Raw genomic sequence first — 20,962 nt, forward strand, 5'->3', positions numbered from 1 at the left:
GTCAGCCTAGGGGAGCGAGCTGTCCGTCTGGAAGCCGGACATTCGGTAGGAGACGATCGACTTTAGGGCACTGCGGCCCTCCGCTATGGCGCAAGCGGCCGGGGTCCAGCGCTCTTCGTGTAGGCAACCTTCGCGGCCTTGACGGTCGTGAGGGCGGCGCTCGGCACAGCCTGCTTCAGGTTTAGCGGTGGCCGAAGGCTAGTGATCAAATTCTTCTCGTGCTGTTCGGGGTCTTCGCAGGCGAACCAGGTAAGGCGAAGGTTGGCGTGCATCCACGCTGTGAGGCGAAGTTCGTCGGCTGCGACAAGTACCACGCGGTCGGTCCAGGCAGTCTCATAGCGCTCGGTGGACATCAGCAAACCGGCGAGGGTGCGACGCAGCGTTGAGCTACCCGATCGGGCTAGGTGCTCCTTGACGATCCTCGTACGCAGTCCGCTCTTCCTCTCGGCGATCCCGAGGTACAAGAGGCGCACAGCGGGATCGCTGCCGTTCGCGGTGCCAGGAAGGTCAGCGAAGATCGTGGGTGCGGCCCACCACGCGTAGATGCCGACCGCACTCGGTACGAGGCTTACGGCCTCTCCCAGGGCTAATGGTGCGGTGTTCAGAGCAGTCGTGGCGGCCTGAAGGGCGTTCGGCTCCAGCGGCGAGGTCATACAAACATCTTCCCGACGACGTGTGACATGGCTTTTTCTTGTAGACGTAGTCCACGAACCTGCCGCCACATCCGGCGGACTGTGCGCTGCTTCGGGGGTCTGTTTTCTCTCGCGAGACTCTCGATCCACTGCGACAGCCTCAACGCCCTACTACGCAACTCGTTGTAGGCGGCATCGAACTCATCCGGACTCGGCCAGCCGGTGCCACGCGTGTCATGGAGGTAATACCGACGCCAAGCCTCCTGAAGCGCACAGTGCGAGTTGCGAAGCTCGATCCAGGTGTCAGCGTGTTCGTTCAGATGCTGGAGCCGCCCAACGAGGATCCTGACCAAGTCCATATGGTCGTCGAACTCCGTCGCCAATCGATTACGGGTCTCCACCGTCTGCTTGAACCACTCTTCATCTTTTCGTTGAAAGTCGGACTTTCCGGTCCGAGCGCTGTGCTCGACGACGGCAACGATGCGCGCCGCTAGGTGGTACTCCGTCACCGACGGCACTACCTTCTTCGCCAGCAGATCTGCCAGCTCACGCAGATCCTTCTCCCAACGGTCCCGCTCCCTGATCTTCACCTGCGTCTTCGGCACGAGCCACGCCTGCACGAGCGCGGTGCCGATGAGCGCGAGCGCAGCGCCCAGAACCACTGACCACGGGTCTTTCACGCCGGAAGGGTAAGCCGGAGCGAGCTTTGGGACCAGCCGCCAAGACGGCGGCGTATTAAACGTGATGGCTGGTCACAATCGCCTGTTGCGATCTCCGCTGCCATCCGGGGGTGTCGATCCGGTCAAACGTTCGGTTAAGACATGCCATTGCCCGTAGTGCGGGAGCCTACCGGTCGAGCGCAACTGGTCTGAGGTTGCCTGCCAACTCGTGCAGCTAGGTGGGCATGCCGATTGTGTTGGAGATCGCTTCATGGCGGAATTGGCCTCAAGTTGATCGCTTTCAGCGTGCGTTCGGAATGTCTATAGTCTGCTCTACCGCAACCTTCGTCAGTGGTGGGAGCCGCAAGTGTCGAGGTCGAAGAGGGACAAGCTCCGCGTGGCTGGCGCGATCATCGTACTTCTCGGAGGCGTAGCGGCTTTCCTAGCGGGAAAGCTTGTAAAGCTGGGCGTAGTAGGAGACGTGCTTGAACACCTGGGAACCTTTGTAGCTACAGCCGTGCTTGTTAGCTTCTTGTATGACTACTTCCTTCGTGAGAAGCACGCCGCTGACACCCTCGTGAGCCTGCAAGACGTGCTCACCGGACCGTCAATGCTCGTGCTAATCAACGATCACGATACGAAGTTGCACGGCCGCATCGAAAGCGAGCTTCGCGCTTGGCTGGAAACTCATGTTCAGCAGGCTGGCGTGTGGGGGTTGAGTGGCTTCGAGCGAAGCTTCAACTACGCCGCCGTTTTCGACCGCCTCGATAACGGTGACGAGCTTCTCTGGCTGAACAATTTCTGTCCAGATGGCATCAAGTACCGTGACGCCCTTGTAAGTGCGGTTCAGCGGGGAGCTTCGGTCAAAATGCTGGTTGCCGAACCCGACTCGGTCCCTTCAAACCTGCGTGCGCTCGAAATCGAGACTCAAGAAGAGTTTAGTACGGCAGCGGCACGTAGCTGAGGTGGTCTGACCTGCCCTGATCTGGATCGTGGTGGGGCGCGACCGTCAATGAGCACAAGACAGCCACCGCGAGATCATCGTCTGTTGTGGACAAACCGAATAACGTCGCGGTGGCCGCTGGCCATAGCGTAGATGCTGCCGTGTGGTGGCAGGTGTTCGACGGTGTGCTGGCCCGGATCGGTGCTCGGTTCGCCAGGTCGGAGCCTCGCCGCACGGTGCGTGAGCTGCTGCTGGGGCTGCTGGCGCCGATCGAGCGCAAGAACGGATGGTGGCTGGCCGAGCAGGCCGGTCATGCTAGCCCCGACCGGATGCAGCGCCTACTGCGCACCGCGGTCTGGGACACCGACGCCGTCGCCGGCGACCTGCGTGACCTCGTGGTCGAGCACCTGGGCCACCGCGACGGGATCCTCGTCGCAGACGAGACCGGCTACCTCAAGAAGGGCGTTTGCTCGGTCGGCGTCCAACGGCAGTACTCCGGCACCGCTGGCCGGGTCGAGAACTCCCAGATAGGGGTCTTCCTGGCGTACGTGTCCCCACGCGGGCGGGCGCTGCTGGACCGGCGGCTGTACCTGCCGCGCAGCTGGTCCGACGACGAACGCCGCTGCACCGCGGCCAGCGTACCCGACGAGGTGCTGTTCGCGACCAAGCCCGAGCTGGCCCTGGCCATGGTCGACACGGCGATCGCCGCCGGGGTCCCGGCCGGCTGGTTCACCGCCGACGAGGCGTACGGCCTCGACCCCGCGCTGCGTGCCGGGCTGCGTGAACGCGGCATGGCCTACGTCCTGGCCGTGGCCTGCAACACTCTGGTCAACACCACCCCGGTGCAGCGCGAACGCGTCGACCGGGTCGCTGCGCTCCTGCCCGAGCAGGCGTGGCAGACCCGCTCGGCCGGGCCGGGCTCCAAGGGACAACGTCTCTACGACTGGGCGTGGGTCACCATCCACGACCAGGGCGAAGGCCGGCACAGCCTGCTCGTGCGCCGGGGCAGCGACGGGCAGTTGGCCTACTACTTGTGTTGGACCCCGGCGTCGGTGCCGCTGGTGCGGCTGGTCACCGTCGCGGGTAGCAGGTGGTCCATCGAGGAGTCGTTCCAGACCGCGAAAGGGCAGGTCGGACTTGACCAGTATCAGTGCCGGGGCTGGCGGGCCTGGCACCGGTTCACGCTCCTGGCCATGATCGCCCTGGCCTTGCTGACCGTTGTCACCATCGCGCATCGCTCCTCAACCAGCAGCCCCGAGCTGATCGACCTGACCCTCGCTGAGACCCGACGCCTGATCGCTACCGCCCTGCCCACCGCCGCGACCCAGGCTGCCGTACTGGCCTGGTCACGATGGCGACGACGTCACCAAGCCAGCGCCAAACGAAGCCACTACCGACGACGCTCCGAGCCCTCTACCAGCGTATAAGCGCTACGCGCTGCTTCCGTAGCGCGGTCGGGCGTCAGCGGGACATGAGGCGAGGAGCACCCGGCGGCGTGACGACCACCTGATCCGCATCCTCGTATAGAACGACGCCGGGGTCGGTTGAGCGCGCCTCACTCCAGCGGATCTTGTAACGATCCAACAGGGCCAGATATCCCGGCACGCGGTCGAGAAGATGTACGGCAGTGTCCTTGAACCAGCAGGTCGCGTGGGGGTAGATCGACTTGTCGAACAGCGTCGGGTCCACCTTGCCCGGATCGGGGTAGGCGGCATCGAACCAGTCGTTGTTCGTTCGCCACCAGGTCCAGTCCTCAGGGCTCAACGCACCTGACCTCGCCAACCGGTTCGCGAGCCCGAAGATGCCCGTCCGCCTTCCGTGCTCGTCAGCTTCGGCAGACTCGAAACGGATGTACAGCACGGAGCCATGCTGCCACAACGCTGGCGGATACACCTGCCGAGCGCTTGGCCGACCACATGCCGCTGCCGTATTAGTCCGCCTCATTTCGCGGAGAAGATCCGGGAAGAGCTGCGTATTCTTCAAGCGGCTGCTGCTCGAATCTCTAGGGCTAGTTCGCATGGTTCGTTCGAGGTCCGGACGTACGCGGATCTCCCTGGCAGCCCTATGTACCTTTACCTGCATGGCGGCGTTCGCGTGAAGGGTTATTCGAGCTTCTATCTCGCTGACCCATCAGCGTTTATGCCGCATTTGCGTTGGCATGAGGTTCCGGGCGGCATGCTTGAGCATCTACACCGCTACTACGAGCGCAAGTGGGAGGCGAACGCGGAGCCGCCTGTTGTTCGTCTCAGCTCCAAACCTGAATTGGTGCCGTGAGCCGATTGAGGCGGTAACGACCATAGACAGGGCCGGGTGAGGAACCCGGCCCTGCCGTTACCTACGCCGTGCCGAACTGCTCCTTGATGACCTGACGGATGCGTCGGTCGCTCACGTTCAGCCGCTTCGCCTGCTCCTCCCTGGTGATGCCGGGCTCGGCGGCCTCCAGTTCGCGTACCGCGTTCAGCAGCTCGGCCGGTTCCCGCCTCTTCTTGCCCGGCTTGTCGCGGGTGTTCTTCACCTCCTGAAGACGCTTGGAGTCCGCGGCCCCCGGAGCCTCCGGTGTACCCGTGCCCACCTCTTCGTTTTCAGGACCTGAAGAGGCCGGCTGGGGCTTCGGCCGGACAGCCTTGCGGACGGGCACCGGCTTGGCGGCCTCTTCAGCAGCCTCGGCGACCGTGACCCCGATCGACTCGACCAGGGACATCAGAAGATGCACGCATAAGGCCAGCAGGAAGGGCGGCACGGCGGACACCGCCATGGCGATTCCGTCGCCGCCTGCTGTCGTGGCGTGCAATGCGTTGCAGACCACGGAGATGACCGCGCCGACGATGACGACGGTCCAGGGGTACCAAGTCGACTTCTCCATCTTCTTCATGACGATGGCGACGATGGTCGCCACGGCCATCGCGCCATCGACCGTGACCGGGAACAGCCACGCGAGGTCAGCTCGCATGTGCGCGCCCACGGCAACGGCCTTCAGCGCGTCGTAGGACAACGCGAAGCCCGCTCCTACTACCGCGACGAAGCCGACCACAACCACGACGCCAGCAAGGACGCCAAGGGCCACGTTGAGCGCACGTAGCGATGCGGCCCGGTTCACGCCGCACCCCTGGAGATCTGCCGGACGCGGTCGAACAAGCTCAGCAGGGTGCGGACGGTCCAGTCGTCGAGGATGCGCGAGAGCCAGCGGACGACTCGGTCGTCGTGCGCGTCGAGATCGACGCCTCGTAGGCAGTGACGCAGAGCGGCTTCACGGTCTTCGGGCGTGGTCCGTCCGGCGGGCAGTACGGCCCCGGAGTCGTCCGGCGGTTCGATGTTCATGTCTCCCCTTCGGGCTGGGAGACCCCCGGAGCGCGTGTCACTCGCGTGTCACACACCGCCTGGACCAGGATGCACCTGTGCCCGATTCAGGTCCTGAAGACATGTGGGTTTACCTGCGATAACGCAGAGAACTGTCCTTGCCCACACTTACGATGTTGGACTTGTAATCGGAAGGTTAGGGGTTCAAGTCCCCTGGTCGGCTCCAACGCCCCAGCTCAGCCCCGTGCCACGACAGCATGTCCGCCCGTGGGAGAGTCGTCGTCATGACGGCTTCAGCGACTCCGGACCGCGAGTTGATGCTCGAGACCGATCGCCTGCTGCTTAGACCCTGGCGGGTGGCCGAAGCAGCCGTTCAGCGCGAGCTGTGGACCGAACGTGATCCGCGGGTGCCGCCCCAGCGCCGCATCGACGCCGACGGACACCCCACCCTCGCGGAGCTGGAGAATTCGATCCGCACCGACGAGCTCTGGGCGACCAGGTTGCCGGCGATCGAGCGCAAGGCGGAGGGCGACGTCATCGGCTACTGCGGGCTGGTCGACGGACGGGGACCGCAGGGGGAGCCGGAACTGGCGTTCGAGCTGCTGCACCGCGTCTGGGGTCAGGGGTACGCGACCGAGGCCTCGCTGGCGGTGCTGGACTGGGCGCGATCGTCCGGCTACGAGCGCCTGTGGGCCACGGTCTGGGACTGGAACACCGCTTCCCGCCGGGTGCTGGCCAAGCTCGGGTTCACCGAGACCGACCAGACGGTGGTGGACCCGGTCCGCGGAACCACTCTGTTCACCACGCGACCGCTCTGACAGAGCTCTGCGCAGCGACAAGGGGGCGGATGCGTTTCGCATCCGCCCCCTCGCCGTGTACGCCTGTCAGATGAGCGTGTCGCTCTCCAGCGGCAGCAGGCCCGCGGCGGTCCCGACGACCGGCAGGGCGCGCAGCACCTCCATGGAGGTGGCCATGTTGCCCAGGATCGGCAGGTCGTTGACGAGCGGCAGCTGGCCCAGCAGGCTGCCCACGCCGAGGCCGCCCGCGCCGGCGCCGGCGCCGCCGGTCAGGCTGCCCAGCAGCGGCAGCTCGCCCAGGTTGGGCAGGCCGGGCAGGCCGGCCTCGGTGGTGGCCGACTCCGCGTACTCGGCGTCCTCGCCCGCGATCGGGCGCTCGGTGGCCCGGTGCCGGCCGACGTGCTGGGGCTGCGGCGCCGGGGCGGAGATCTGCTGGCCGACGGGCAGCTGGGTGTCGAGGCTCGGCTCGGGGTTCAGCAGGTTGGCGCCGCGGCCGGGGCTCATGCCGGACAGCCCGCCGGTGATCTTGCCGAGCGCGTCGCCGACGATCGGCAGCGAGCCGACGACGGGCAGCGCGGTGCCGGGCTTGCCGCCCTGGACGATGCCGCCGGTGAGCATGCCGCCGACGACGGGGAGCTTGGTCACGGTGTCCAGGCTGAGCTTGCCGCTGGCCAGGTCGCGTACGCCGGGGACCTGCTTGGCGATGTCGCCGACGACCAGGATGCTGTCCAGCGGGCCGCCGTTGCCGAGCACGCCGTCGAGGATGGGCAGCTTGTCGACGAAGGGCAGGCCTTCGGCGGTGGGCAGGCCCTCGGTCGCGAGCAGGTCGTCGTTGCCCGGCTGGCCCATCGCGTCGGCGATGAGGGCCGGCACGATCTGCGAGGTCGCGTCGGCGACCTGCTGGGACAGCGCCGGTTCGAGCGTGATGCCCTGGGCGTCGGACGGGTCGAGCGCGTCGGTGTCGAGCAGTGGGTCGATCTGGCGTGCCAGCATGCCGGACGGCATACCGGTGGGCGTCTCGCCGAGCCATTCGCCGAAGCTGTCCTGGGGGGTGCCGACGGACGGGCCGGCCGGGGCGGGCAGCGGCGCGGGCTGCAGCCCGGACAGGTCGTTGCGCTCGCCGGTGAGTCCGCCCAGGGCGTCGCCGCCGAGCGCGCCGGTGAGGCTGGCGAGCGGGTCGGCGGCCTTGGCGCTGCCGTTGAGTCCGCCGCTGAGTCCGCCGGTCAGGTCGCCCAGGCTGCCGGTGATGCCGCCGAGCGGCCCGTCGCCGCCGGTGAGTCCACCGAGCGGGCCGCCACCGCCGGTGAGGCTGCCCAGCGGGCCGCCGTCTCCGCCGAGCAGGCCGCCCAGGGTGCCGCCGCCGTCAGGGCCGCCCATCAGGCCTGTGGTCAGGCCGCCGAGCGGCCCGTTGGAGAGGCCGCCGATGGGGCTGCCACCGGGCTGGGCGCCGAGCAGGCCGCCGAGCGGTCCGCCGGAGAGCATGCCGGTGACGCTGTCCAGGCCGGGCAGTCCCTCCTCCTTGCCGACGCCGTTGAGCAGGCCGGTGCTGGTGAGCAGGCCGGTGCTCGGCAGCGCGCGGGTCAGGTCCGGGGCCTTGCCGGTGAGTGAGATGTCCTGCACCCCGGGGGCGTACGCGGTGACGCCGAGGTCTCCGGTGCCGCGGGTGATCGAAAGCGGGCCGTCGGCGAGCAGGCCCGCGTTCAGCCTCGTATCGGGCATGTCGATCGACAGGCCGAGGTTGTTCAGGCCGCCCGTCGGGGAGAGGAGATCGGCGACCAGCCCTCGCATGGCCTGAAGATCGGCGGTCGGCTGGGCCTCGGTGACCGTTTCAGCGTGCGCGACGCCACTGCCGAGAAGCATGACGCCGCCCGCCACGCCCACGGCGCCGACGGCACGGTAGAACCACTTGTTCATGTCCATCCATTCGATTGCTGACCGATGCACCCCGAACCGCAGGGTGCTGCTTGGTGCATTCGTCTGATGGAGCAACGACCAAAAGGGGCATATCGTCGCGGGAAAGGCATGTCTGGCGATCCCTCAGGGGTGGTACGGGTGGTGCGTGGTCGATAGCATCCGGGCGTGCTGACCCCCTCCACGGTCGTGGCAAACCTCCGCCGTGCCCGCAACAACCACTTCGTGATCAACGGCTCGGACGGCCTGGCCTACCGCCTCGCCGAGCAGCTGACCACGCGCTACGGCGTGGACGTGGTGGTGCTGATGACCCCCGATCAGAGGCGCGACGCGCGCGACTTCGGTGAGCTGCCGCGGGTGCGCGTGGTGGTGGTCGATCGGGTGGACGAACGTGCCCTGGTCAAGGCCGACGTCGCCACGGCGATCGGGCTGGCGCTGACGGTGCAGGACGACGTCGGCAACATCCACGTCGCGCTGCAGGCCCGTGACCTGGTGCCGGGGCTGCGGCTGGTGGTCCGGATGTACAACTCGCATCTCGGCCGCGGCATCGAGGAACTGCTCGGCAACGCCCGGGTGCTGTCCGACGCCGAGATCGCGTCGCCGGCCCTGGTCGCGATCGCGCTCGACGAGGTCAACGCGGTGCCACTGCCGGTCGGCGGGCGTACCCTCGTGGTCGCCCGGCGGGCCGAGGTGTCGCCCGACGACGTGGTCTGCGGGCTGGTGGACACCACCACCGGCGGCACCGCGCCGGACCTGCTGCCCGCCGACCCGGGCCGAGCCGACCTGGTGCTGGCCGAGGCGCGGGTGAGCAGCGGGGTCGCCGACAGCGTCGCCGACACGGTGACCACCGTCGCGCGTACCGTGCGCCGCAACGCCCGCCGCTGGCGGCTGCCCGCGGTCGTCGACACGGCGAAGACGCTGATCTCGCGCCAGTTCCGCATCGCGGTCGCGGTGGTGCTGCTGATCCTGATCGGTGCCGGTTTCGCGTTCGCGCGCACCCGGCCGGAGGTCGCCTCGTTCTGGGACGGCGTGTACGTCACGCTGGTCAACGCGCTCGGCGGACCGCAGCTCGACGCGGACATCCCCGGCTGGCAGCAGGTGCTGCAACTGCTCGTCGCGCTGGCCGGGCTCGCCCTGGTGCCGCTGATCACCGCGATGGTCGTCGAGGGCACCGTCAACGCCCGGCTGGCCGTGGCGCAGGGGCGGCTGCGGCTGCCCGAGGACGGCCACGTCGTGCTGGTCGGGCTGGGCAACGTCGGCACCCGGGTGCTGCGGCTGCTTTACGACCGGGACATCCCGGTGGTCGCGATCGACATCAAGGAGCAGGCACGTGGCGTGCCGCTGGCCCGCGAACTGGGCGTGCCGCTGATCATCGGCGACGCGAGCCGGGAGAGCACGCTGCGCTCCGCGCACGTGCAGAACTGCCGGGCGCTGATGACGCTGGCCAGCAACGACGTCATCAACCTGGAGGCGGCGCTGCACGGCCGCAACCTCCAGCCGCAGCTGCGGGTGCTGGTCCGGCTGTTCGACGGCGACCTCGCCGCGCGGGTACGCAAGACGTTCAGCATCCGGTTCACCCGAAGCGTGTCCTACCTCGCCGCACCGGCCTTCGCCGAGGCGCTGATGGAACGCGAGGTGATCGGCACCATCTCGGTCGAACGCCGGGTGCTGCTCGTCGCCGAGGTCGTGGTCGGCACCGGCTCGCAGCTCGCCGGGCAGCGGGTGGCCGTCGCGGACCTGGCCGGAGCGGTACGCGTGATCGCGCTGGCCGAGTTCGGTGAGCCCCGCCCGCTGTGGCGGCCCGCGCCCAACCGGGTGCTCCAGGCGCGTGACCGGATCACGGTGGTCGCCAGCCGCGACGGGCTCAGCCGGCTGATGCGCCAGGCAGCCGGAAACGGCGCGGACGACGACGCGGACCCGATCGCGCAGGGAGCAGGCGCGAGCGCGCCGTGACCAGGCAGCCGCCACCGGCCAGGGCCAGCAGCACCAGGCCCGCGGTGCGCGGCAGCCCGGACGTGTCCACGGGCGGACCGGAGACCTGACGCCAGGAGTTGAAGCCCACCCCCGCGGCGAACAGGGCCACGGTTGCGTCGCAGCTGGCCGGGGTCGAGTCGGCGACGCACTGCACCCGCAGGTCGTGGTCGAGCAGCAGGTCGATGTCGGCACGGGCGGTCGGGTCCAGGGGCGCACCCCGGCGCTGCGCGTACCGCAGCAGGTCGTAGCCGAAGTCGTGGGCCTTGCAGGCCGTGGCGAAGTCGAATGGGCGGCCCTCACCGGGCACCGAGCAGGAGCCGGTCGGGTTGATCACGCGGAGCGAGCCGTCGGCCAGCCGGGCGGTGCCCGGGGTGTAGTGCATGACCTGCGGGAAGTCCTCCGGCAGGGCGGCGAGGTCACCGGCGGGCAGCGCGTGGATCATGCGGGTCGCGGCGGCGTCCGCGCCGGCCTGCGCGTTGCCGGGGGTCGCGACGGTCAGCGCCGCGGCGATGCCGACGCCGAGCACCAGCAGCGAACGCAGCCAGCCCCGCAGCGGCCGCCGCCCAGCGGACGGCAGGCGTCGATTCCGGCCGTCGGGTCCGGCCCGCTCGGCGGAGAGCCTGGCGAGGGCGGCCAGGCGCGGCCGTGATCGCATCGTCGCGACCCTTTCGCTGTGCGCGGCCCGACGGGGTGCCACCCCGCTCGGCAGAGCGGTGCGCCCGGACCGGACAGCCACGCTACCTGCGGTTTTACCGATCGCCCAGCCTCTTCACCCGCCCGAGTTGAATAGACGTTGGCCTATCACATCGAAAATTCGTGACTCGGATTCGATGTGATAGGCCAACGTCGATGACGGGCGGGGCGGCGAGCGGTGGACGGCGTCGACGTGAACGGTCAGCGGGCGGCGAGGTCGTCGTCCTCGACGATGTCGTCGTCGGGGATGAGGTCGGGGTCGGGTTCCTCGTCGGGGTCGTAGCCCAGGACGGCCTGCTCGTCCGGGCGGTGCACCAGCACGTTGTTGAGGAACGACTGCACCGCGGGGGCGAGGCCGACGTCGCGGCCCGCGTTCTCGCTCAGCGTCCAGCGGTGCTCGATGATCTGCACGAACAGCTCTGGCGGTTCCAGCTTGCCGCGCAGGTGCGGCGGCACCGCGCGGATCACCGGCTCGAACACCTCGGTCAGCCAGCGGTGCGCGGCCTGGGCCTCGTCGGGCAGGTCCTCGGACTCGGCCCGGTACGCGTCGAGGTCGTTGAGCAGCGCGCGGGCCTGGTTCTCCTCGGCGTCCAGGCCGGTCAGGCGGAGCAGGCGGCGGGTGTGGTGGCCGGCGTCGACGACCTTCGGGCGCAGCATGATGCTGCGGTGCCCGCCCTCCTCGACGACGGACATCGCCACCTCCTCGACGTCGAAGCCGAGTTCGTTGAGGCGGCGGATGCGCTTGTCCATCTGGCGGCGGGTGTCGGTCTCGACTGCCTGCTCGTGGGTCAGCTCGTGCCAGAGCGTCTCGTAGCGGCGCACCACCTCGTCGGAGACGTGCTCCGGATCGATGCCCTCGTGCAGCAGGCCCGCGGCCTGCAGGTCCAGCGCCTCGCCGAAGATGTTGGTCCGGGCGATCTCCAGGTCCTCGCCGCGCTGGCCGGGGGACAGCCGCAGGTGCAGCTGGCCCGTCTCGGCGTCGACGAGGTACGCGGCGAACGCGCCCGCGTCGCGGCGGAACAGGGTGTTGGACAGCGAGCAGTCGCCCCAGAAGAAGCCGAGCAGGTGCATGCGCACCAGCAGCGCGGCGAGCGCGTCCAGCAGCCGGTTCATGGTGTCGGGGCGCAGCGTGTGCGAGAACAGCGCCCGGTACGGCAGGGAGAACTTGAGGTGGCGGGTGACCAGCACCGGTTCCAGGTGCTCGCCGTCGGCGGCGACCCGGTCGGCGACGATCGCGACCGCCTCGACGGCCGGGGCGTCGATCCGTTCGAGGGCGCGGAGCAGGTCGTACTCCCGCTCGGCGATCTTCTCTCGGGTCTCCTTCACCGCGTACACGGTGCCCTGCAGTTTGACGAAGCGGACCACGTGCCGGGAGATGCCCTGGGGCAGCGCGACCAGGTGGTCGGCCGGCCACTCCTCCAGTGGAGTTGACCAGGGTAGATCGATCAGGGCTGGGTCGACGAGGGCCGAGGTGATCCGCACCCGAACAGCCTACGGATTCGCATACAGCTGCCGCGAATCCTCTTTTCGGCCGAGGCACCGGCCACAGTGCTGCGTCGTTGCACGTAGGGAGCTTGTCCGGAGTCGTTCAGGAGGCTGGTCGCATGCGCCGTACGGTCGCGCTGGTGATGGGAATCTCTGCCGTGTTGGCGCTCACCTCGGCCGCAGGCGCCGCGGTGCTCGGTGGAGGAGCCCCGCCCGCCGCTCGGCCGGATGACGCCCGATCGATGGTCACCGCAGTTCAGGAGGCCGAGCAGGCGGCCGCGCCGACAGCCGGTGCCGGGGCCGTCGCTCCGGTGACCGCGAAGGGCGGCGAGGACGCGAGCCCGCACCGGACCGGGCGGGCCGAGGCGGGCCGGGTCGAGTCCGCGCACGCGGTGCTCGGCTACCTGGACGCGGACCGCAGCACGACGCTGCGCTACCCGGGGGCCGAGTACGTCAAGGTGCACTTCTCGCAGCTGCTGCTGCTTCCCGGCGACTACCTGACGGTCAGCGACCCGAAGCGCACCGAGGTGCACCGGATCGACGGCGACGCGGTCGGCTCGGTGCTGGGCAGCGCGGGACGCTGGGCGATGTCGGTGACCGGGGACACCGCCCTCGTCGAGCTGCACAGCTCGGACCTCGATCTGCTCGGGCTGGGCGCCACCGTCGCCCGGCTCGGCGTGGTGATCGACAAGGTGAGCCGCGGGCACACCGAGGCGGAGCGGACCACGGCGTCCGAGTCGTACCAGAAGGCAAAGCGGGCGCAGGCGCGCACGGGCCGGGAGGAGACCATCTGCGGCTCCGACCAGAAGGCCGACGCGGTCTGCTACCGCACCACCGAGCCGGTGGTCTACCGGCGCGCCAAGGCCGTGGCCCGGATGCTGATCGGCGGCGTCGAGCTGTGCACCGCCTGGCGGGTCGGGCCGCGCAACCTGCTGCTGACCAACAACCACTGCGTCGCGGACAAGAGCGAGACCAATGACGTCGAGGTGTGGTTCAACTACCAGTGCGCCGAATGCGGCGGGTACGACGTGTTCCGGCCGACCAAGGTGTGGCTGAGCGAGCTGATCACCACGGACAAGACGCTGGACTTCAGCCTGTTCTCGGTGACGGACTTCCCGCTGGTGGAGAAGTTCGGCTACCTGGAGCTGGACCTGCGCCGCCCGGCCAAGGGCGAGGAACTCTACATCCCGCAGCACCCCGCCGGTGCGCCGGCGATGGTGGCGATCAGCAGCGACCGCGACCGGGCGGGCAACTGCGCGGTGGAGAGCAACGACTACGACGGCTACGCCGACGACACCGACATCTCCTACTACTGCGACACCGAGGGCGGCTCGTCCGGCTCCCCGGTCCTGTCCCGCCGCACGAACAAGGTGATCGCCCTGCACCACTTCGGCGGCTGCCCCAACTCCGGCGTCCGCATGGAACTGGTCGCCAGGAAACTCGGCACCCTGCTCTGACCCGCTATCGTGGGTTGATCATGAACTTAAGGCAGTGTTCGGCGGTGTGTCGCTACCCCAACTTCATGATCACCTGAGGTGGGGGTGATGTGGCGCCTGTGTGGTGGGGCGGTGCAGGAATGCCGGGTCGCGGGGCCGGTCAGGCATAGTGGGCCGGTGCGGATTCCGACGCGGCGGCTGAGCCGGTTCGACAGCTGGTGGTGGGACGCCGCCCTGGTGGCGGTGCTGGCGCTGATCACGGTGCTGGCGGCGCGTGGCGCGACCGAAGGGCTGGACCTGGGCGTACGCGACTGGGTGCAGAGCCACCAGCCGGGCTGGGCGCACGCGGTCGCGCGGGCGCTGAACTACCTCGGGCAGGGCTGGCTGGTGATGTGGATCATCACGGGCGGGCTCACGGTGACGATGCTGGTGCGTTTCCGGGACTGGCGGGTGCTGCTGCCGGGGGTGATGGGTTTCCTGCTCACGTACCTCACCATCGGGCCGCTGAAGCTGTGGACGCACCGGGACGCGCCGAGCAGTGCGCTGCCCAACGCGGTGGAGTTGTTCAACCCGCTGGCGGTGACATACTCGAACTCGTACCCGTCCGGGCACGTCGTCAACGCGATCGTGTGGTGGGGCATCATCGTGATCCTGGCCTCGCGGCTGTGGCGGCTGCCGCCGACGCTGGTGCGCTGGATGAGGGTCGCGCCGCCGGCGATCGTGCTGTGCACGACGACGTACCTGTCGCACCACTGGGTCACCGACGGGCTGGCCGCACTGGCCCTGGGCCTGCTGCTGGACCGGATCATCCACCGGATCGACTGGGACGCGATCCTGCCGCCGGCCCGCTGACCCGGCCGCCCGCGCCAGGCCCGCCGGTGACCCGGTCCAGCCGCGTGCCGGGCTTCGGAAACCGCCGCTGACCTGGTGCTCCGCAGGTCGAAGGTTAACAAGGTGCCCTTCCTATACACATAGCGTTAAGCAGAGCTTCTGCTCGTCTCGCTGACGCGAGCCGACGGTGCCCTTCCTTTCCTCAACGCGGGCGGGCTAGCCTGCGGGCGTGATCTCGACGTTGGCGCGGCGGCTGGGGTTCGGCGACGCCGTCGTCATCGGGCTGGGGGCGATGCTCGGCGCCGGTGTGTTCGTGGTGTGGGGACCGGCGGCCGCCGCTGCGGGGACCGGCGGCGCGCTGCTGCTGGCGCTGCTGATCGCGGCGGTGGTGGCGGCGTGCAACGCGACCGGGTCGGCACGGCTGGCCGCGCGGTATCCGGAGTCGGGTGGCACCTACGTGTACGGGCGCGAGCAGCTCGGGGCGTTCACCGGGTTCCTGGCGGGCTGGGCGTTCGTCATCGGCAAGACGGCGAGCTGCGCGGCGATGGCGCTGACGATCGGGTACTACCTGTGGCCCGCGTACGCCCGGCCGGTCGCGGTCGCGGCGGTCGTGGTGCTGACTCTGATCAACATTCGGGGCGTCACGAAGACGGCCGTCGCCACCCGGGTGCTCGTCGCGATCACCCTGCTGGTTCTGGTCACGGCAGTGGGCGTCGGGCTGTGGGGCGGCGCGGCGGCCGAAGCCGGCGTGGCCGGTCCGGCGGGGCCGTTCGAGGCGGCGGGGCTGCTGTTCTTCGCGTTCGCCGGGTACGCCCGGATCGCCACGCTCGGCGAGGAGGTCCGCGACCCGGAGCGCACCATTCCGCGGGCCGTGCCCGTGGCGCTCGGGGTGGTCCTGCTCGTCTACCTCGCGGTGGCGCTGGTCTGCCTGTCCGTGCTCGGCATGCCCGCGCTGGCCAGGTCCACCGCGCCGCTGGCCGACGTCGTCGCCGCCGCCGGTGCGCCCGGCCTGGTTCCGGTCGTGCGGATCGGGGCGGGCGTCGCGGTGTGCGGGGTGCTGCTCAGCCTGCTGGCCGGGGTGGGCCGGACGATCCTGGCCATGGCGCGGCGCAGCGACCTGCCGGCGCGCCTGTCCGCGGTGCACGCCCGGCACGCGACCCCGTGGCTGGCCGAACTGGCCGTCGCCGCGGTGATCATCGCGGTGGTGCTGGCGGCGGACGTACGCGGCGCGATCGGCTTCTCCAGCGTGGCGGTGCTGACCTACTACGCGATCACCAACGCGGCCGCGTGGAGCTTGGGCGGGCCGAGACACTTGCGCGCGGTGGCGGCGCTCGGGCTGATCGGCTGCGTCGTGCTCGCGATGACCCTGCCCGAGCCGACGGTGCTGGCCGGGGCGGGTCTGCTCGCGGCCGGCGTGCTCGCGTACGCGGTCGCGCGCCGCAAGGGCTGACGGTGCACCACCAGGTGGAGCGTCAACCGGAGCCCGTGATGACCGCTGCCAGGCGGGTGCCCGGTGCGAACGCGCCCTGCTCGGCGAGGTCGAAGAGGGCGGCGAGCAGCTTGCCGGTGTAGATCGGGTCCAGGGCGAGGCCGTGGCGGTGGTGGAAGTCGGCGACGAAGGCGTCGAGCTGCGGGGTGCGCTTGGCGTACCCGCCGAAGTGGTGGTCCAGGTCGATCCGCCAGTTGGCCGTGGGGGTGCCGAACGCCTGGCGCTGCAGCTCGGTGACCTCGTCGACGAGGAAGCCCGCGCCCTTGAGCACGGCGACCCCGAGCGCCCGCCGGTCGCCGGTCAGCCCGCCCGCGATGCCGGCCAGGGTGCCGCCCGTGCCCACCGGGCAGCAGAGCACGTCGTACTCGGCGTCGATCTCGGCGGGCAGCTCGGCGCAGCCGCGTACGGCGAGGGCGTTGCTGCCGCCCTCGGGGATCACGTAGCAGTCGCCCCAGGTCTGCTTCAGCTCGGCGAGCACGGCGTCGGTGTGCTTGCGGCGGTACGTTTCCCGGTCCAGGTAGGCCAGGGTCATGCCCTGCGCGGCGGCGTACGCCAGGGACGGGTTGAGCGGCAGGTGCTCCTCACCGCGCACGATGCCGACGGTCCGGAACCCGCGGCGGCGACCGGCCGTCGCGACCGCGCGCAGATGGTTCGAGTACGCCCCACCGAACGTCAACAGCGTGCCGAAGCCCCGCTCCCGCGCTTCCACCAGGGTGTACTTCAGCTTCCGCGCCTTGTTCCCCGGCAGCTGCGGGTCCACCAGATCGTCGCGCACCACCACCAGCGCCACCCCGACCCGCCCGAGCCGCTCGTCGCGTAACTCCTTCACGACCGGCTCACCGCGACGATCTTGCACGAGTGGCCCTTCCGTGACTGGTTCATCCGTGTCGTGGGGGACACCCGTGCAAGATCGCCGCTGCGGGGTCAGAGGAGGGTGAGGAAGTGTTGGACCGTGGCGGACATGGCGTCGCGGGCGGGGCGGAGGTATTTGCGCGGGTCGACGAGTTTCGGGTCGGTGGTGAGGGTCTCGCGGACGGCGCCGGTCGCGGCGATGTTCAGGGCCGTGCCGATGTTGATTTTCACGAGGCCGCCGGTGACCGCGCGGCGCAGTTCGGCGTCGCCGACGCCGGACGAGCCGTGCAGCACCAGGGGGACCGTGACCGCGTTCTTCAGGGCGGCGATCAGGTCGTGGTCGAGGGCGGCGTCCCGGCTGGTCATCGCATGGGAGGAGCCCACCGCGACGGCCAGCGCGTCCACCCCGGTCTCGGCGACGTAGGCGGCCGCCTCGGCGGGATCGGTGCGCGCGCCGGGAGCGTGCGCGCCCAGCGGCGGTGCGCCGTCCTTGCCGCCGACGGTGCCGAGCTCGCTCTCCAGCCACAGGCCGTGCTCGTGGCAGAACTCCGCCGCGGCCCTGGTCGCGGCCACGTTTTCCGCGTACGGCAGGGTCGAGGCGTCGAACATGACCGACGAGAAGCCGTGCTCGGGGGCCTGCCTCAGCAGCGCCACCGATTCCACGTGGTCCAGGTGCAGCGCCACGTCGACCGAGGCCAGCTCGGCGACCGCCCGCGCGGCGGCGGTGATCGGGCCGAGCTGCCCGCCGTGGAACTTCACGGCGTTCTCGCTGATCTGCAGGATCACCGGACGGCCCGCGGCCGCCGCCCCGGCGGTGATCGCCTCGGCGTGCTCCAGGGTGATGACGTTGAACGCGGCGACGCCGGTGCCGGCGACGGCCGCCTCGGCGACCAGCTTCCCGGTGGGGACCAGGGCCATCAGTTCCACGCTCCCGACTTCATGACGCGGACCACGCGCAGGTCGGCGTCCAGTTCGACCAGGTCGGCACGCAGGCCGGGGCGCAGTGCGCCCAGCTCGCCGGCCAGGCCGAGGACCCGGGCCGGGGTGGTCGCGGCCATCGCGGCCACATCCGTGATGGGCAGGCCCGCGCCGAGCGCCTGGCGCACCGCGGCGTCCATGGTCAGCGTGCTGCCGGCGATGCTGCCGTTGGCCAGCCGGGCCACCCGGTCGGCGACGGTCACGGCCAGGCCGCCCAGGTCGTACTCGCCGTCGGGCATACCCGCCGCGGTCATCGCGTCGGTGATCAGCGCGGCCCGGGCGCTGCCCGCGCTGTGCGCGGCGAAGGCCAGGGTGCCGTCATGCAGGTGTACGCCGTCGGCGACCAGTTCGCAGACGACGGTGGGGGAGTCCAGCAGCGCCACGATCGGGCCCGGCTCGCGGTGGTGCACCGGGCGCATGCCGTTGAACAGGTGCGTGCCGACCGTCGCGCCGGCCTCGACCGCGGCCATGACCTCGGCGTACGACCCGTCGGTGTGCCCGACCGCGGCGACCACGCCGTGCTCGGCCAGCAGCCTGATCGCGTCGAGCGCGCCTGGCCGCTCCGGTGCGATGGTCACCATGCGCAGCACGCCGTCGGCGAGCTTGATGATCTCGGTCAGCTCGTCGAGCGACGGGTCGCGCAGGAACTCGGGGTTCTGCGCGCCGCAGCGCGCGTGCGACAGGTACGGCCCCTCGAAGTGCACGCCGGCCAGCACACCCTCGGCGACCAGCGGCGCGTACGCGAGCACCGCGTCGCGCATCAGCTCGAACGGCGACGAGACCAGGCTCGCCAGCAGCGTGGTCGTGCCATGGCCCAGGTGGAACGCGGCCGCCTCCCGGGCCGCCGCGGCGTCGCCGGTGGTGAAGGTGAACCCGCCGCCGCCGTGGTTGTGGATGTCCACGAACCCGGGCAGGATCCACCGGTCCGCGGCGGGTGTGCCGGCCTCGATGGAAGCGATGCGATCTCCGTCCAGGTGGAGGGAGCCTTCGACGACACCCTCGGGGGTGACGATCCGTCCGTTGATCACGCCTTCTCCTCCGTGCGCTCGATCAGGTCCAGGGCGATCAGGCCCGCGCCGAGGCAGCCGGACTCGTCGCCCAGCTCGGCGCGCACGATCTCCGGCACGCGGTGGAAGGTGACCTTCTTGCCCAGGGCGTCGCGCAGCGGTGCCAGCAGGGCCTCGCCGGACTCGGCCAGGCCGCCGCCGATGACGACCAGTTCCGGGTCATACAGGGCCTGGCCGGTGAGCAGCCCGTCGGCCAGCGCGTCGACGGTCTCCGCCCATACCTGGTCGGCGTGGGGGTCGGTGGTCAGCCGCGCGGCGACCTGCGCCGCGGTGGCGGGGCTGCCGGCGAGTTCGGTGTAGCGGCGCTCGACCGCGCTGGCCGAGGCGAGCGCCTCCAGGCAGCCGCGCAGGCCGCAGCCGCACAGCGGGCCGCCGGGGCGTACCACGATGTGGCCGATCTCCCCGGCCGCGCCGTGCGCGCCCGCCATGACCGTGCCGTCGACCACGTGCGCGGCGGCGATGCCGGTGCCGATCGGCACCACCAGCACGTGCCGGCGACCCCGGCCCGCGCCCAGCCGGGCCTCGGCCAGGCCGCTGGCCCGCACGTCGTGGCCGACCGCGGTGGACAGACCGGTCCGATCGGCGATCTCACGGCGCAGCGGCACGTCCCGGAAGCCGATGTTCGACGAGTACGTCGCGATGCCGTTGGCCTCGTCGATGATGCCCGGCACGACCACGCCCGCGCCGACGGGCCGCCAGCCTCGCTCGGTGGCGGTCGCGGCCAGTCCCGCGGCGACGTCGAGGATGGTGCCGAGCACCGCCTGCGGCCCGCGCTCGCGGCCGGTGGCGTGGCGCTCGGTGTGGCGTACCCGGTGGGCGACGTCGACCAGGGCGCACTTCATGCCGGTGCCGCCCACGTCGATGGAGACGACGACGTCGTCAGGCTGGTGCGCGGTCATGCCTGCTCCTTTGAACCTGCGATCGGGTCGGGCTGATTCATGACAGCACTACCGAGCGGGTCAGGTGGCGCGGGGTGTCGGGGTTGAGGCCCTTGTGCTCGGCCAGGGCGACCGCGAAGCGCTGCGCGACGATCAGGTGCGCGACCGGGTCGATCGCCGGGTCGTGCACGAAGGTCGCGCCGGTCGCCTCGACGTCCTCGCGCAGGCCGGGCGGGACCTCGCCGAAGGCCCAGACCGCGCGGCCGGTGGTGCTGATCGAGATGGGGCCGTGCCGGAAGTCCATCGCCGGGTACGCCTCGGTCCAGAACGTCGCCGCCTCGCGGCACTTGAGCGCGGCCTCCTGGGCCAGGCCGTTGGTCCAGCCCCGGCCGACGAAGGTGACCTGCTCGATGCTCGCCGGGTCGAGCGGCAGCGGCAGTTCGAGCGCGCGCTGCGCGTCCTCGGCGGCCTTGGCGAGATCCTCGCCGAGCGACGCGCGCAGCAGGGTGAGCGCGCTGGTCGCGAAGCGGGTCTGCACCACGGAGCGCTCGTCGGCCCAGGGCAGCGCGATCACGTCGCGGGCCAGGTTCACCGCCGGGGTGTCCACGTCGCCGACCAGCACCGTGGACCGGTCACCGGCCTTGCGCAGGATGTCGAGGACCTCGGTGGTGGTGCCGGACCGGGTGATCGCGATGATCCGGTCGTACGGCCGGTCGACAGGGAACTCGCTGCCCGCGAAGGCGTCGGTCTCGCCCTGTCCGGCGGCCTCGCGCAGCGCGGCGTACGCCATCGCCATGAACCAGGAGGTGCCGCAGCCGACGACGGCGACGCGCTCGCCCGGCCGGGGCAGTGCCCCGGTCGCCTCGGCGGCCTGTGCCGCGGCCCGTCGCCAGAGCTCGGGCTGGCTGTCGATCTCTTCGGCGACGTACGTCATGGGTGGGCCCTCCAAGCAGGCGTGCGCGTAACGGCTCGAAAGTAAGGGTTTTCGCGCGCTATTCTGCGCGACGCCTCGGACGATGGCAACTCAAGCGTCACATACG

The 20,962-nt window shown here is 70.3% G+C and carries 20 protein-coding genes and 1 pseudogene; 8 read left to right on the top strand and 13 right to left on the bottom strand.

Features of this window, described 5'->3' with window-relative positions:
* Window positions 1-83: 83 nt before the first annotated feature.
* A complete protein-coding gene (locus AB0B66_RS18875) occupies window positions 84-653 on the bottom strand; it encodes a GIY-YIG nuclease family protein (protein ID WP_360530957.1) in 570 nt (189 codons plus the stop codon).
* The gene (locus AB0B66_RS18880; protein ID WP_360530960.1) at window positions 650-1,312 is read right to left on the bottom strand and encodes a hypothetical protein; all 663 of its coding nucleotides are present in this window, start codon (window positions 1,310-1,312) and stop codon (window positions 650-652) included. The genes AB0B66_RS18875 and AB0B66_RS18880 overlap by 4 nt, the downstream gene beginning before the upstream one ends.
* Window positions 1,313-1,658: 346 nt before the next feature.
* Between AB0B66_RS18880 and AB0B66_RS18885 the strand changes: the two genes are divergently transcribed.
* Window positions 1,659-2,255, top strand: coding sequence for a hypothetical protein (locus tag AB0B66_RS18885; protein ID WP_360530963.1), 597 nt, complete (start codon window positions 1,659-1,661; stop codon window positions 2,253-2,255).
* Window positions 2,256-2,422: 167 nt separating this feature from the next.
* Window positions 2,423-3,661 (top strand): IS701 family transposase, encoded by a 1,239-nt coding sequence (locus AB0B66_RS18890; RefSeq protein ID WP_360531390.1) that lies wholly within the window; start codon window positions 2,423-2,425, stop codon window positions 3,659-3,661.
* Between the two features lie 34 nt (window positions 3,662-3,695).
* Here AB0B66_RS18890 and AB0B66_RS18895 read toward each other — a convergent pair whose 3' ends face one another.
* The gene (locus AB0B66_RS18895; RefSeq protein ID WP_360530966.1) at window positions 3,696-4,094 is read right to left on the bottom strand and encodes a hypothetical protein; all 399 of its coding nucleotides are present in this window, start codon (window positions 4,092-4,094) and stop codon (window positions 3,696-3,698) included.
* 204 nt (window positions 4,095-4,298) lie between these two features.
* Between AB0B66_RS18895 and AB0B66_RS18900 the strand changes: the two genes are divergently transcribed.
* Window positions 4,299-4,508: a hypothetical protein gene (locus tag AB0B66_RS18900; protein ID WP_360530969.1), complete on the top strand. Its 210-nt coding sequence runs from the start codon at window positions 4,299-4,301 to the stop codon at window positions 4,506-4,508.
* A 61-nt stretch (window positions 4,509-4,569) separates the two neighbouring features.
* On the opposite strand, the gene AB0B66_RS18905 is transcribed toward AB0B66_RS18900, so the two are convergent.
* Together AB0B66_RS18905 and AB0B66_RS18910 are read right to left on the bottom strand one after the other, a co-directional pair.
* Entirely contained in the window at window positions 4,570-5,331 is a 762-nt protein-coding gene (locus AB0B66_RS18905) for a DUF2637 domain-containing protein (protein ID WP_360530972.1), read from the bottom strand.
* Window positions 5,328-5,552, bottom strand: coding sequence for a hypothetical protein (locus AB0B66_RS18910; RefSeq protein WP_360530975.1), 225 nt, complete (start codon window positions 5,550-5,552; stop codon window positions 5,328-5,330). The genes AB0B66_RS18905 and AB0B66_RS18910 overlap by 4 nt, the downstream gene beginning before the upstream one ends.
* Window positions 5,553-5,815: 263 nt before the next feature.
* On the opposite strand from AB0B66_RS18910, the gene AB0B66_RS18915 reads away from it, so the two are divergent.
* A complete protein-coding gene (locus AB0B66_RS18915; protein WP_360530978.1) occupies window positions 5,816-6,349 on the top strand; it encodes a GNAT family N-acetyltransferase in 534 nt (177 codons plus the stop codon).
* 66 nt (window positions 6,350-6,415) lie between these two features.
* Here AB0B66_RS18915 and AB0B66_RS18920 read toward each other — a convergent pair whose 3' ends face one another.
* Entirely contained in the window at window positions 6,416-8,242 is a 1,827-nt protein-coding gene (locus tag AB0B66_RS18920) for a hypothetical protein (protein ID WP_360530981.1), read from the bottom strand.
* Between the two features lie 165 nt (window positions 8,243-8,407).
* Between AB0B66_RS18920 and AB0B66_RS18925 the strand changes: the two genes are divergently transcribed.
* Window positions 8,408-10,192, top strand: a complete 1,785-nt coding sequence (locus AB0B66_RS18925; RefSeq protein WP_360530984.1) for an NAD-binding protein — start codon at window positions 8,408-8,410, stop codon at window positions 10,190-10,192.
* Here the strand turns inward: AB0B66_RS18925 and AB0B66_RS18930 are convergent.
* Window positions 10,104-10,868, bottom strand: coding sequence for a phospholipase A2 (locus tag AB0B66_RS18930; protein WP_360530987.1), 765 nt, complete (start codon window positions 10,866-10,868; stop codon window positions 10,104-10,106). The genes AB0B66_RS18925 and AB0B66_RS18930 overlap by 89 nt on opposite strands.
* A gap of 314 nt (window positions 10,869-11,182) precedes the next feature.
* A pseudogene (locus AB0B66_RS18935) lies at window positions 11,183-12,388 on the bottom strand (DUF4032 domain-containing protein); the annotation flags it as partial.
* Between the two features lie 122 nt (window positions 12,389-12,510).
* Here AB0B66_RS18935 and AB0B66_RS18940 point away from each other — a divergent pair.
* The 3 genes from AB0B66_RS18940 (at window position 12,511) to AB0B66_RS18950 (ending at window position 16,108) form a co-directional block, all read left to right on the top strand.
* Window positions 12,511-13,848, top strand: a complete 1,338-nt coding sequence (locus AB0B66_RS18940) for a serine protease (protein WP_360530990.1) — start codon at window positions 12,511-12,513, stop codon at window positions 13,846-13,848.
* 156 nt (window positions 13,849-14,004) lie between these two features.
* Window positions 14,005-14,679, top strand: a complete 675-nt coding sequence (locus AB0B66_RS18945) for a phosphatase PAP2 family protein (RefSeq protein WP_360530993.1) — start codon at window positions 14,005-14,007, stop codon at window positions 14,677-14,679.
* A gap of 211 nt (window positions 14,680-14,890) precedes the next feature.
* Window positions 14,891-16,108, top strand: coding sequence for an APC family permease (locus AB0B66_RS18950; protein ID WP_360531393.1), 1,218 nt, complete (start codon window positions 14,891-14,893; stop codon window positions 16,106-16,108).
* 22 nt (window positions 16,109-16,130) lie between these two features.
* Here AB0B66_RS18950 and AB0B66_RS18955 read toward each other — a convergent pair whose 3' ends face one another.
* From AB0B66_RS18955 to AB0B66_RS18975, 5 genes are all read right to left on the bottom strand, one after another.
* Window positions 16,131-16,976 carry a pyridoxal-phosphate dependent enzyme gene (locus AB0B66_RS18955; RefSeq protein WP_360530995.1) on the bottom strand — a complete coding sequence of 282 codons (846 nt, stop codon included), beginning with the start codon at window positions 16,974-16,976 and terminating at the stop codon, window positions 16,131-16,133.
* Window positions 16,977-17,071: 95 nt separating this feature from the next.
* Complete coding sequence (locus AB0B66_RS18960; RefSeq protein ID WP_360530998.1) at window positions 17,072-17,917, bottom strand: class II fructose-bisphosphate aldolase; 846 nt, start codon at window positions 17,915-17,917, stop codon at window positions 17,072-17,074.
* Window positions 17,917-19,002 (bottom strand): N-acetylglucosamine-6-phosphate deacetylase, encoded by a 1,086-nt coding sequence (gene nagA, locus AB0B66_RS18965; RefSeq protein ID WP_360531396.1) that lies wholly within the window; start codon window positions 19,000-19,002, stop codon window positions 17,917-17,919. The genes AB0B66_RS18960 and nagA overlap by 1 nt, the downstream gene beginning before the upstream one ends.
* On the bottom strand, window positions 19,002-19,943 hold the full coding sequence (locus AB0B66_RS18970) for an ROK family protein (RefSeq protein WP_360531001.1): 942 nt from the start codon (window positions 19,941-19,943) through the stop codon (window positions 19,002-19,004). Before AB0B66_RS18970 ends, nagA begins: the two co-directional genes overlap by 1 nt.
* A gap of 37 nt (window positions 19,944-19,980) precedes the next feature.
* A complete protein-coding gene (locus AB0B66_RS18975; protein ID WP_360531003.1) occupies window positions 19,981-20,856 on the bottom strand; it encodes a sugar isomerase in 876 nt (291 codons plus the stop codon).
* Window positions 20,857-20,962: the final 106 nt, after the last annotated feature.

This window comes from Catellatospora sp. NPDC049111 (assembly GCF_040648615.1).
GTDB classification, from domain to species: Bacteria; Actinomycetota; Actinomycetes; order Mycobacteriales; family Micromonosporaceae; genus Catellatospora; species Catellatospora aurea.

What these genes read in the sequence shown, in the direction of transcription:
- AB0B66_RS18875 (WP_360530957.1), bottom strand. Translation starts at nt 653, where the DNA reads ATGACCTCGCCGCTGGAGCCGAACGCCCTTCAGGCCGCCACGACTGCT.
- AB0B66_RS18900 (WP_360530969.1), top strand. Translation starts at nt 4,299, where the DNA reads ATGTACCTTTACCTGCATGGCGGCGTTCGCGTGAAGGGTTATTCGAGC.
- AB0B66_RS18910 (WP_360530975.1), bottom strand. Translation starts at nt 5,552, where the DNA reads ATGAACATCGAACCGCCGGACGACTCCGGGGCCGTACTGCCCGCCGGA.
- AB0B66_RS18915 (WP_360530978.1), top strand. Translation starts at nt 5,816, where the DNA reads ATGACGGCTTCAGCGACTCCGGACCGCGAGTTGATGCTCGAGACCGAT.
- AB0B66_RS18920 (WP_360530981.1), bottom strand. Translation starts at nt 8,242, where the DNA reads ATGAACAAGTGGTTCTACCGTGCCGTCGGCGCCGTGGGCGTGGCGGGC.
- AB0B66_RS18930 (WP_360530987.1), bottom strand. Translation starts at nt 10,868, where the DNA reads ATGCGATCACGGCCGCGCCTGGCCGCCCTCGCCAGGCTCTCCGCCGAG.
- AB0B66_RS18940 (WP_360530990.1), top strand. Translation starts at nt 12,511, where the DNA reads ATGCGCCGTACGGTCGCGCTGGTGATGGGAATCTCTGCCGTGTTGGCG.
- AB0B66_RS18960 (WP_360530998.1), bottom strand. Translation starts at nt 17,917, where the DNA reads ATGGCCCTGGTCCCCACCGGGAAGCTGGTCGCCGAGGCGGCCGTCGCC.
- AB0B66_RS18970 (WP_360531001.1), bottom strand. Translation starts at nt 19,943, where the DNA reads ATGACCGCGCACCAGCCTGACGACGTCGTCGTCTCCATCGACGTGGGC.
- AB0B66_RS18975 (WP_360531003.1), bottom strand. Translation starts at nt 20,856, where the DNA reads ATGACGTACGTCGCCGAAGAGATCGACAGCCAGCCCGAGCTCTGGCGA.